Source organism: Halobacterium sp. CBA1132, from assembly GCF_001485535.1.
In the GTDB taxonomy this organism is placed as follows: Archaea; Halobacteriota; Halobacteria; order Halobacteriales; family Halobacteriaceae; genus Halobacterium.
Genome location: NZ_BCMZ01000003.1, coordinates 110,547 through 120,973 on the forward strand (window position 1 = coordinate 110,547; position 10,427 = coordinate 120,973).

Genomic DNA, 10,427 nt, shown 5'->3' on the forward strand with positions numbered 1-10,427 from the left:
ACGGCTCTCATAGCAGTTCGTTTCAGAGCGGTCGTGCGAATTAACTGCGAAGCTGGGCTGTTTGGCTTTGTTGAACTCCTCAATCGCTACCAAGTCTTAGCTCTTAATTGCTAAGTACAGGTTGTGGACCTACCGAATCACAGTATCCCGTCGTCCTCGTACCACCGCCACAAGTCAAACCCGCACCAACAGGTGTACAGTAGAGAGAGGGGAGCAACGATGTAGAATGGGTCTACACTGGCTATAATCAGATTCAATGAATAGGTCCCCGGCGAGGCGTACAGGACGGTAGCAAGAAAGACAGCAACGCCAACAGTGACGTTGGATAGATGCCAGAGCAACCCGTCGGCGCGAAGGATTATATTTCCGATAGCATCCATATGGGTACTTCCAATGGGATTCGAGATAAGACTGTTGTCAAGCAGAACGGTTCTGAGGATCGGCGTTGTAAACTGACCTCGATAAACTCGCACATCTACTTATCGGCGTGTTCACTGTGTGGATAGATGAAATCAACTTCGTTGAACGCGTTCTATGACAGCCTCTCCAGGGAGATACCCGGACATCAACAACGTGGGCGTCACAAAGCCAGTTCGTCGAGCGTGTCGCGGCGGGTTCGAACGGTGACCGGTGAGACCTCTGCGGCTTCCGCGATGTCGGACTGAGTGAGCAACCACCCCTGTTCGCGTCCGGCCTTGTACAGACAGGCTGCAGCGAACCCGGACGGCTGAACTCCCGTGGTTGCCGCGGTCGATTCGGATGCTTCCGCCAACTGTCGAGCCCGCTGCTGAATCTGATCGGAGACGTCGAGTTCTGATGCAAGGCGGGGAACGAACGTACTGGGCGTCATGGGCTGGGCCGGTAGGCCAAGTTCCGTATTCAGCGTCGTGTACGCGTTCGTCACCCGCGAGTGCTCGACGCGCGCCGACTCGGTGACATCGTCGAGGGTTTGCGGCCGCCCGTTACAGCGACAGGCGCCGTAGACGCTTGCGGCGGCCATCGCCTCGATCGACCGCCCACGGAGAAGGTCCTCGGTTTGGGCACTGCGGAAGAGTTGGCACGCTTGGTCGCGGATCGTCTCGGATAATTCGAGTGTGCTCACGATCCGGCGGACTTCACCAAGCCCGTGGGCGAGGTTGCGCTCGGCTTTTGACTGAAACCGCCCACGAGATTGTTCACGCCGCATTCGGGCTAGTCGCCGTCGCTTCTGTCCGGAGAGTTCGTTCTCGTTCGCATCGGTCCGCCGGCCGATCTCCGTCGACAGGCCCCGGTCGTGCCGCGCTGCTGTCAACGGAGCGCCAGTCCGTTCACGCTCGTTGTCATCGAAGCCTCGCCACTCTGGCCCGTGGTCGATTCGCTGCTCGTCGACGACAAGCCCGCAGTCCTCGCAGACGGTTTCGACTGCGTTGGTGGTGACTCGACCACCGCATTCGGGGCACTGAGTCGATTCGGTCTCGGTCTGGACGTCTTCGTCGAAGCTCGTTTCGTAGATTTCTCTGGTTGCCATGGGTACGCACGAGGGGACTCACGCGGATCGCGTCTCTCGGAACGCCCCTCACCCGTTAAGGGGGAGAAAAACACCAAGCGGTGCGGCGGTAGTGTCGTAGTTTGCTGTGGCGAAAGCCCGGCGGCGCTATGCGCCGCCCGGACCGTGGAGGTGGTGGGAGGTGGCGGTGACTACGTATACACCAGCAAAAAAGGGGGTTCAGGCCCGGCTATTTCCACCAGCGGCCGCGCTCTGGGAATTCGATCCGACTCCAGCCTGTGATAGCGAGACTGCACCGGCCTTGGTACCAGTTTTTCTTGACTGCTCTGAACCGGACCGTCTGCCCTTCTCGAACCACCGTTTTTCGACTGTTCTCCCAGATCGTGAATTTCGTCCGCCCGCTCTCGTCCTCGATCAGCCCGACTTGGGCGATTGCACTGCTACTGGGGGTCCAGAGTTCGGTAACCTGCCCTTCGACCGTCACTTCCCCAACTGGCACGTCTGGCACATCCGCGATGGGTACAATTGCCCCCGGCACCGCCTTCAGTTCTTCCAGCGTCTCCAGGACTGCCTTGGTGACGTCCTGACCGTGATGGACCTTTTCGGCGAGTTGCTTGGCGACGACCGCTCTTGACCACCCGCCATCGACTTCATCACTGATCCGCATCGCCTGCCTGTTCACTTCTGCGAGTTCCTCCTGTGTTAGCTCCTCTCGGGGATCTGTCTGCTCCTTCTGTTTCGGTTTGTCCCGGTCACACTGTTCGATGACGATGTCTCGTGTCCGCTTCGCGCGTCCCTCTTGGTGGCTGAGTTCGGCTTGGGAACTGATGTGTTCCAGTTCGGCCTCTTGTGCCTTGATGCGCTCTTCCTGTTCGAGGGTCTTCCCGAACAGGTGGTCCGGACCTTCCTCGACGCGGGCGTCTGGATGGTTAGAATCGACTTTCGCCTCCACTTCCATGTCGACCGTCGCTTGGAACTCTGGGGTCTCGTCGACGACCTCGAACCCATTTTCGTCGACCTCTCGTTTGTCTGCGTTCTCGAATGCCTGTTCATCGACCGAAACTACATACGTAGTGACGTTGTTACTAGACATTGGTACTCACTCGTACCACTGAAGGCGCTCACGCGCCGCCACCGCGATGCCTCAACATCGCGGATTTTTCAACGACGACACCGACCGACAGACTCGTCTGCGCGCTCTCGCTCGCGCCTTCGCGAGCGCCCTACCGGGCGCGAGCGAGAGCGCGCCTGCATGAGGTAGCCCCAGCCAGCCGCGCGCGCCAGCGCCGCCCGGAGCGAGCGGCCAGCGCATTTCCCGTTCGCCGCGACGCAACCACTGTCCGTCGCGGTCGCCGTCGGCGAGGTCCGGAGGACCCGGACGGGTGAAACGCTGGCGTCGAGACCAGATGCATTTTAGCCCGGAACGGGCGCGGGCGGTGCGGAGAGCGCCCGCATGCCCGGACTGGTCGGTCGCGAGCGAAGCGCGGCGCGAACGCAGTGAGCGCCGCGATGCGAACGGCGAACAGCGTGAGCCGTGAGCAAGCGGAGGGCGGCAGCGGCGAGTGGGGCGGGCCGTGGAGAATCACCTGTTCAACCGACATCGACGCTCGTGCTCCAGCCGCTACCTGGTCGACGCAGAACGGGCGAGGCCGTCTCGGTCACCGGGAGCGCAGGCGCTCCAGAGCTAACGGGGGACACGCCGCCCGTGAGCGGCCGAGTCTTCATCGTGTTGCCACCAGTAGCCGCAGCTGAGCCAGCCGTAGTCGTTGCGAGATAGCGAAGTTATTTAAATATCGATTCGTAACTACGCAACAGATGCTTACTGAAGGCGAGATCCGCGCGCTCACTGTCCTGCATAGTGAGCAGACCGTCTCCGAATTTGCGACCCAGCTGGACCGCAGTCTCAGCTACACGTCTGAACTCGTCAATCGTCTCGAAGCGACCGGACTCGTCGAGACGCGTCGAAAAGGGAAAACAAAGCAGATCCGGCCATCGGACGCGAAAGCACTCGAACTCCTCGCAGATATCACCCAAGCGTATTCGCACATCGAATGGCCCGAACTGTTGTCGGGCGCGACGCTCCGCGTGCTCTACTATCTTGAAACACCGCGAGTCCCAACGGAGCTCGCACGTCGGGCCAACATTCACCGGAGTACTGTTCATCGCGCCCTCGATCCACTTCAGCATCGAGGGATTATCTACCAGACTGACGACGATGCCTATGCGCTGAACGAGGGATTCGAACAACTGAGTACGCTTGCTCGGGAACTCGTCCACCACGACCATCGCCAGACCGTCGAACAACACACCGACACCTACACGATTCTCTGGGAGTCACTCGACGAGTTCCTCGTGCAGGCCGAAGACGAAATTGCCGACGAGACCTTTCTCGCGACGGGGCCAGAGCGTTTCCAGACGTATGACCTGCCACTTCTGGCCCGCGACCGTCGGTACTACCTCTATTCGGAGACGATGAATGATCTCTCACCGGCGACGCTGTGCTGTCATATGCTCGTGATCGATTCGGGAGCGCGGACGCAGTCATACTGCCTGCTCTTGCTCAGCCACGTTGATGTCGACCGTGACGAGCTGCGTACCCAAGCCACAAAGTACGGCGTCGACGATCTCGTCGAGGACTTGCTCACGTATCTCGACACGAGTGGCGATCAGCGGGCATCTCGCCTTCCCGAGTGGGAGGAGTTCCAAGAATTGGCTGAGGATTACGGGGTGTTAGCATGAGGGCGCGATTCGACAGTTCGTACATTCGATCGGAACTCGAGCGCATCGGCGAGCAGCTAGACGACCCACTCACCGTCTTCTTGATTGGCGGTGGGGCGATGGCGTTCCGTGATCTCAAGACCACGACCAAGGATATCGATCTCATTGTCGCATCCGGTGATGACCTTGGGCAGCTCCAAGCAGTCCTGCTCGAACGTGGCTACGATATCGTTCGGGAACCGGACGAGGAATACGAAACGCTCGGTGCTCAGCGAATCCTCGAGAACAATGACGGGTGTCGAATCGACATCTTCAATCAACAGGTAGTCGACAAACTGGTTCTTTCCGACGGAATTCGGAAGCGCAGCGAGCGGTACCTCGACCCCGGCAACTTAGTGGTCGAACTCGTGAGCCCAGAGGATATCTTCCTGTTCAAGGCGGTCGCCGGACGAGTGGACGATATCGAAGATATGTTTTCGTTGCTGCAGACTGACCTCGATTTTGACGTTGTCGAAGCAGAACTCACCGCGCAGATCGACCTCTTGGATCAAGAACTGTTCGTCACGTACGTGAACGAGGCGTTGGCGGACCTCACCGAGCAACATAACGTGACGACAGCGCTACATGACCCTGTTGCAGAGATCACAGAGCGCGTCTACGAGGAGTTCGAGGTGCTTCACGCCCTCGACGAATCGAAATCGATGCCCACTCTACAGCAGGAACTCGATTACACTATGGGTGAACTACAGGATATCGTGAGTCGTCTCGAGGAGAAAGACGCAATTGAGAGAACCGCTGATCGCATTGAGCGTCTTTCGACGACGATCTGACGGCGAGGAATACCGGAATCTGTGGCGTAATGCCAAGCGGTGCGGCTTATTAGATACTCTCTCTATCCCTGGATAGGGAGACTCCCCATTAGTCGCGGTTAAGCGCGACGTCGACTTCGTCAACGAGATCCTCAATGGAAACGGTGCAAGCGTCGGCAACATGTCTCACTCAACGAGATGCTCATCGAGGTCGTGCGTCCAGTACGTCGCGGGCCCGCCAGGACTACATCGCGCACACGACTGCAGCGGCCCTTCGAGGTGGCCGAGTTCCACGCGGAACCGCGTGAGCGCCGCGAGGGTGTCGACGACGAGTCCACATCCGTCGCAGGCGTAGTGGTCGCGTTCGTCGGGATCCGGTTCCGTCTGGATCGCGCAGTCGACGCAGATCGGGTGGGTGACCCGCTCGTCTTCGCCCCAGGTATGCGCCTCGCCAACCTTGGTGCCGGGTAGCGCGTCACAGAACGCACACCCGGTGAGCGTCTGCTGCATCACTCGGCCTCCGAATCGGGGTCGTGTGCGGCCGTCCAGCCACGGTGGAAGACGGCCAGCTGCGTCGCCGAGTCAAAGGTAGTGCCACTCGGCTCGTGAACCAGAACTTGGCCCTCGGGAACCGGAGTGACGACGTCCGCGTCGATGAGGTCGTCAACTAGACTCCGGGCCGTCGCGTCGTCGACGTCCGCGGTCGCGACGCTCGCGGCGTCGCGGTCCTGGGCAACCTGTTCTTTCTCGAACTGTTCGTAGTCGGCACTCGTGTCGTCGTGAGGATCGGGACCAGGCATGATGAATCACGCTGCGCACGCTGTCGCGCGCTGCACGCCTCCCGGCGTGCACGAGAAACACCGTTTCTCGTTCGCACACCAGAACGCTCCGCGTTCTGAGGACGCCGACAAACAGTCAGGGCGGACAGTATCAGTCAGGTCGCGGATCGCGATAGCCGATGACGGCGACGTCGTCGATGAACAGGACGCCCTTCATGAAGTCGAGCTTGGTCAGGCTATGCTGGTAGAGGTTGTGCCGCCCGAGGTAGTTCATGGGCACGATCAGGCAGCCGAACTCGATTTTCGGGCGGCCGTCCTTCTGTATGCGGTAGCCTTTCTGGAACTTGAGGAGGTCGTCGCTACCGTTCTTGCGTTCGCTCTTCTCCACCTCCATGACGATGCGGGCGTCGGCGTCGTAGAGGTCAACGCTGTAGTTGAACTCTTGATGTGACCAGAGCTTGCAGTTCGGGTTGTAGCCGCCATCAGCCTCCCCTTGTACTCGTACTGCGGGAGGCCATCGGCTATCGTGGCATCGAACCCGCACCTCCGTGTGTTTCGTCGAACCGTCGAAGACGTCACTTGCAAAGCCTCGACGGCCGTCCGAATTGACGCCAGTGTTTTGTCCGGAAACGCCTCGGACGAGGTCTGGGTGCGGCGCTCGCTCAGTTTGGTGACCTCCTTGACGATGACCATACTCGCTCTTGAGGAGTCGCGGCCCGATACAACGCGATGCGACAGCTATTCGAGCTAACTAGATGGCCCCATCTCTACAAGAATACCGTCCACGACAGCGACGCCACCGTCTCTGTCTCGCACTGGAACGTCAAACCTTAGTCCCGATAGATGACCTACTTCTAAAACACATATTCCCACACACCCAGATATGCAATATATACCCTTACAAACCCACAAAACTACTAATCTCGGTAAAGAGGACCACCTACCCCAGGAGTGGGACTAGGAGAAAGTAGATGACTATGATTGCCATCGACGCGACTGCGACCCGAATTCCGAAGTGGCCGCGATCATCGCCACCACCAACGCCTCCCTTTGCGAGCTCGATCAGCTTCCCGACCTCATCGAAGATGTCCGGTCGCGACCGAACCACGGGCTCGAGTCGTTGGAGCGTTTCGAGATCCTCGACGCTGATGTCATCGTCCATCAGCATGTCAAGGAGGTCTTTCTCGCCTTCCTCCGGCCCCTTCACCGTATGCCGGATTGCGTGACGGTCCTCGGGAATCTCAGCAGAACACCAGATACACTCCCGGATATTCCGTGTTGTCCACCGCTCACAGGTCGGGCATTCCAGTGGCGCAATCGGGTCAGGTTCGTCGAACGTCTCGACGCTGTGCCCATCGGCCATCGCGACGTGCTTGGCGGTCTCGTTGCTGAACTTCGCGATGTAGTGTGCGGCCGAGTTCCCTTTGATTCCCCAGCCGAAGAAGTTCCGGAGATCGTACTCGTCGATCATCGGTTGGCGGGCGAGGCAGCTTGCTCGCGAGCGCCGCATGTGGGCGGGGTTGTAGTCCTTCGTGATTCCGGCGCTCTCGCCGGCGACCTTGAATGCCTTCCAGATTGATTGGTACCGAACGGGTTTATCGGACTTGTGGTAGGTCCAGACGCGTGTCTCCGGCTCCGGTCCGTCCTCGGCGTGCGCTGGATGATATTGATTGAGCCACTTCCGCAGCATCGCTGACCCGGCGTAGAGATGGATTTCACGGGCGCCGTGGTAGTCGTTTTTCGTGTCGTCAGTCACGGAGATGACGATGTGGTCACCACGGTCGTCGATTTGCTTGTACTGAAGCTTCCACAGCTCTGCTTCAGCCCGTAGGCCGGCTCCCCAGGCCGTGAGGATGAGTGCTTTGTCCCGGATGTGGTCGGTCGCGTTGACCATCTCGATGACGTCCTGCCATTCGAGGATGTTCGTCGCCAGTGGTGTCGGGTCGTTGTTGATGTAGCTGCTTGGTGTGAGGTCGTCGAACCGCTCTGGCATGCTTCCGTCGGTCATGAGGTCGCCGTAGACGCGGAGTGCACTCAGGAACGAGCCTTTGTAGTCGTCGGAGATATCCATCTCGTCGATTGTTTCGGTGACGTCCTCGACAACTGCGTCGGGGTCGTCGCTGTTGATCATCGCCGAGAGCTGGTTTGTCTGCTTTGCGAGCCGGAAGCACAGTTCGAGATGGCCGCCGATTGTCGCGTCGGAGAACCGGAATTCCTTCTGGTTGTACGAGCGCATTGCGTCTTCGAAGGCGGCGAGTGCCTCGCGGTCGACGTCGGTGAGTTCGTCGTTGTTCTCGATGTGGCGTTTGACGCGTTCGAGGCGGCCGTGTGTGTCGTACGACCAGGCTTGGTCGTCGGGACCGTCACCGTCGACGTTGGAAGAGGGCATGGCTCTGTGTTTGGCGGATTCCTATTTAAATATTGGCTGTAAATATAAAATTACATCACTATTTCCAGGTGATGTAGGCATATTTGATTATGAACTATATAAAGGGATGTTGTGATTGTAAACAGTTGGCCAGATGGTATCCGAAAAAGATATTTTCACTCCCTCAATGGGGAGTAGAAGATTCCAGTAATGAATTCAGTATGTGTATGTCCTGAGATTGGTGGATTACGAACCTTTATCTGAAATACCGCTTCGAATATAATCACCTGCCATGTCTAAGGGGTCGTGTTTAGTTAAGGCTGAAGGATGAGGCGGAAAGATTTTCAGCTGGTTCATGGCGAAAATCACCCGCTTCAGCGGTTGTAGCGACTGGATTAAGTTAGATTTTGTGGAGCGAGAACGGACACCGACCGGGCTGATGAAGCTTGGTACTTGACTCCATTTGGCTGGATTATCACTCTCAAATACCATTAATGAACTTGAGAAGTTTGGTGTCCAGCGGTCACGAAAAGCCGTCCACGATTGAGTACAGAAAGCCGATTTACAGCCCGCCAGCAACGCGAGCCCGGATCATGTCGCGCTCGACGAGACGGTGATCCGAATCAACGGCCAGCAGTATTGGCTGTACGCTCCTGTCGATCCTGAAACGAACAAATTCCTGCATATTAGGCTCTATACAACGACAACGACGGCATTGACGCAGCGGTTTCTGCGCGAGTTACAGGAGAAACATGATGTCGAAGACGCAGTGTTTCTCGTTGATCACGCCCAGCATCTCGCTGCTGGTCTACGTCGAGCAGGGCTTCGATTCCAGACGGTTCGGCATGGGAATCGGAATGCTCTCGAACGTATTTTTCGAGAGATAAAAACGACAAAACCCCCTCGTTTAGTAACAGTTTTAGTCACGTCGATCCAACGACTGCTGAAACGTGACTGCAAGCCTTCGCCGTCTGGTGGAATTCGCTTAACTAAACACGATGGTCTGACGTAGGAATACGCTTTTCAGTAGGAGATTGTTGATACAGTGGCGGTGGCGAACGCCGACCAGGGGACCGTTGATCTGAGCGCCTTTCACGCACATTCCCATCGTTCACCTGTTACTGTGAAACCGCAAGACTGTGCGCCATCAACAATATACTACACATGAGCGCCGGGTTATATTGACAGAACATTCTCGTGAGAGCGTCTGAGAATACCCTCAATTGGCGATAAAACAAGGCAGAGAATATTCCAGTGTAGGTGCTGTGAGTGAGTTTTTGACTACCGGTGGGAGTGGAGTGTGATTTAATAGATAGTTAAGATTGTAGAGCTCTTCGAGTGGTAGCGGCGTTCAGAGACGCGAATTCGGTTTGCGAGTTTTGTGTGACTGATATAGAAGTTACACGCGCTCGTCCACCACGATAGCACGATTCCAGTAGAATCCCCTGGCGATAGAGCGCCGGCGGACTCGTGCTGCCAGACCGATGACAGCAAGCCAGATTACCTGGGTCAGGAGTGATAACTCTGTCTCTCAGAGTCCCACCCCGGAAACCGACCCACGAAAATCCCGAATCGTACAACTCTCATATCAGCGCAATACAGCGACCAGCAGCGCCGATGTCGACAGCACAACCAGCCAACTCAGCGAACTAGTTACGGGGTCACATGCGTTGCGGCGCGACAGCGGTGGCGAGCCCGACTTGACGAGGATACATCCTCGAGACCGCGCCCACGACGTCGACCGACACCAGCACCAACGGGGGCGAGTTGAGTGACGGCGCCGACCGACGAGACGGCGTCGCTCGCCATTCCGATGGCTCCTGCTGGAGCGTTTGATGCGATCGCGAACAGTCGCCGGCGGCGCGTCGTGTTGTCCCTCTCACGCTCTACTGGGGACGTTCCCGTCGACGATCTTGCGGTCGAAATCGCGGCTATCGAAAACGAACTCGACCCCAGCAAGGTCGGAAGTAACGAGCGGGCATCGGCCTACATTTCGCTGACCCAACGACATCTCGATACGCTCGATGGGGTCGGCGCGGTCGACTATGATGACCGCTCGAAGACTGTGACTGCGACAGACGCAACGGAACCGCTCGCCGAGTACATCCGCCGACTCCAGACAGCCTGCTACAAGCCAGACTCGGAGGACGCTACATGACGGACCCGCAAGCCCACGCTCTCTCGATGCTTCGAGACGTCGACTCCCGCCTCCATCGACTGTTTAAAGCGGTCGAGACCGCCGATGAGACAGCAGCCACGCCAGCCCC

9 protein-coding genes and 2 pseudogenes are annotated in these 10,427 nt (G+C 57.9%); 4 read left to right on the top strand and 7 right to left on the bottom strand.

Features of this window, described 5'->3' with window-relative positions; translation table 11 throughout:
* Positions 1–137: 137 nt before the first annotated feature.
* The 3 genes from AVZ66_RS15370 to AVZ66_RS15380 form a co-directional block, all read right to left on the bottom strand.
* Complete coding sequence (locus AVZ66_RS15370; protein ID WP_058985040.1) at positions 138–380, bottom strand: hypothetical protein; 243 nt, start codon at positions 378–380, stop codon at positions 138–140.
* A gap of 200 nt (positions 381–580) precedes the next feature.
* Positions 581–1,507, bottom strand: a complete 927-nt coding sequence (locus AVZ66_RS15375; protein WP_058985041.1) for a transcription initiation factor IIB family protein — start codon at positions 1,505–1,507, stop codon at positions 581–583.
* A gap of 208 nt (positions 1,508–1,715) precedes the next feature.
* Positions 1,716–2,579 (bottom strand): hypothetical protein, encoded by an 864-nt coding sequence (locus AVZ66_RS15380; RefSeq protein WP_058985042.1) that lies wholly within the window; start codon positions 2,577–2,579, stop codon positions 1,716–1,718.
* A gap of 722 nt (positions 2,580–3,301) precedes the next feature.
* Here AVZ66_RS15380 and AVZ66_RS15385 point away from each other — a divergent pair.
* Complete coding sequence (locus AVZ66_RS15385) at positions 3,302–4,225, top strand: winged helix-turn-helix domain-containing protein (protein ID WP_058985043.1); 924 nt, start codon at positions 3,302–3,304, stop codon at positions 4,223–4,225.
* Positions 4,222–5,034, top strand: coding sequence for a DUF6036 family nucleotidyltransferase (locus AVZ66_RS15390; RefSeq protein WP_058985044.1), 813 nt, complete (start codon positions 4,222–4,224; stop codon positions 5,032–5,034). The genes AVZ66_RS15385 and AVZ66_RS15390 overlap by 4 nt, the downstream gene beginning before the upstream one ends.
* A 165-nt stretch (positions 5,035–5,199) precedes the next feature.
* On the opposite strand, the gene AVZ66_RS15395 is transcribed toward AVZ66_RS15390, so the two are convergent.
* The 4 genes and pseudogenes from AVZ66_RS15395 to AVZ66_RS15410 all read right to left on the bottom strand — a co-directional run bounded on the left by AVZ66_RS15395 (position 5,200) and on the right by AVZ66_RS15410 (position 8,181).
* The gene (locus AVZ66_RS15395) at positions 5,200–5,523 is read right to left on the bottom strand and encodes a hypothetical protein (RefSeq protein WP_058985045.1); all 324 of its coding nucleotides are present in this window, start codon (positions 5,521–5,523) and stop codon (positions 5,200–5,202) included.
* On the bottom strand, positions 5,523–5,813 hold the full coding sequence (locus tag AVZ66_RS15400) for a hypothetical protein (RefSeq protein ID WP_058985046.1): 291 nt from the start codon (positions 5,811–5,813) through the stop codon (positions 5,523–5,525). The genes AVZ66_RS15395 and AVZ66_RS15400 overlap by 1 nt, the downstream gene beginning before the upstream one ends.
* A gap of 130 nt (positions 5,814–5,943) precedes the next feature.
* A pseudogene (locus tag AVZ66_RS15405) lies at positions 5,944–6,485 on the bottom strand (hypothetical protein).
* A 247-nt stretch (positions 6,486–6,732) separates the two neighbouring features.
* The gene (locus AVZ66_RS15410; protein ID WP_058985047.1) at positions 6,733–8,181 is read right to left on the bottom strand and encodes a site-specific integrase; all 1,449 of its coding nucleotides are present in this window, start codon (positions 8,179–8,181) and stop codon (positions 6,733–6,735) included.
* A 334-nt stretch (positions 8,182–8,515) separates the two neighbouring features.
* Between AVZ66_RS15410 and AVZ66_RS16020 the strand changes: the two are divergent.
* Both AVZ66_RS16020 and AVZ66_RS15415 read left to right on the top strand, forming a co-directional pair.
* Positions 8,516–9,114, top strand: a pseudogene (locus AVZ66_RS16020) (IS6 family transposase).
* Between the two features lie 859 nt (positions 9,115–9,973).
* Positions 9,974–10,318 (top strand): hypothetical protein, encoded by a 345-nt coding sequence (locus AVZ66_RS15415; RefSeq protein ID WP_058985055.1) that lies wholly within the window; start codon positions 9,974–9,976, stop codon positions 10,316–10,318.
* The last annotated feature ends 109 nt before the right edge of the window (positions 10,319–10,427 follow it).